The organism is Synechococcus sp. R6-5, assembly GCF_047461775.1.
GTDB lineage: Bacteria > Cyanobacteriota > Cyanobacteriia > Thermostichales > Thermostichaceae > Thermostichus.
Map to the genome: position 1 here is coordinate 1 of NZ_JANSHV010000365.1, position 912 is coordinate 912.

Here is a 912-nt window from a genome sequence, read left to right on the forward strand (position 1 = left end):
AAAGCTGCTTGTCATCCTCCAGCAGCACCAGGTCAAAGGCGGCAATTTCTCCATCGGTGCCGAAGGCCACCGCCACATCCGCTTCCCCATTGACCAAGCCCTGGTAGCGGAGGCCGGGATCCACTGCTTTGTAGGCTTTGAGCCGAAAATTGCCGTAAGCTGCTTGGATCCCGGGTAGTCCATCCTCGCGGGCTTGAAACTCCGGCGGCCCGATCATCACCAGCTCGCCCGCTTTGGCCACCATGTCCGAGATGGTGGCGATGCCCAGCTCAGCCGCTCTAGTTCGGGTCATGGCCAGGGCCTGAGTGTTGTTCATGGGGGTGGGATCCAGCCAAATCAGTTGGAACCGGCTCTCGTACTCGCGGGCCACCGTCGCGTACACCTCTGCCGGGTCGCCGCTGGTGGGCAGTTTAAGCACCGTCAGCAGGCCGGTGCCGGTGTACTCGGGGTAGAGATCGATCTCGCCGCTCAGCAAGCCCGCATGGGCTACCGGTGTTCCGCCCAGGTTGAGCTTGCGCTCCACCGTGAACCCTGCCGCCTCCAGGGCTAAGGCGTACATTTCCCCCAGAATAAACTGCTCGGTAAAGTCCTTGGAGCCGACGGTAATGGGCTTGGCGAGGCCCCCTTGGGGAGTGAGAACAAGAGCTGCCAGCCCCGACAGGGCCAGCAAAGCCAAGCGACGAGTGGTTTTCAGCATAGGCAAGGGGAGAAGGGATCCCAGGCTAATGACAAGAGGCCCTGCCGAGAGCGTTCCGGCCTGGGCCAGGAAGTTTCGACTGTTAAGTCACCATTAAACCATTATTTTCCCTGAGCCGTAACTGCAAGAACCAACCGTAGAGATCGCCAGTACGGTCACTGCAAGTTGGTTTGAAATAGCCCAAGTGTAAGGACTCCGTCCCGCTGGCGCGATAG

General features: G+C 60.1%; 1 protein-coding gene. It reads right to left on the minus strand.

The annotated features are described in order from the left end of the window. A partial coding sequence (locus tag NW818_RS13760; protein WP_414424874.1) for a glycine betaine ABC transporter substrate-binding protein occupies positions 1 to 697 on the minus strand: 697 nt, incomplete at its 3' end. Between the last annotated feature and the right edge of the window lie 215 nt (positions 698 to 912).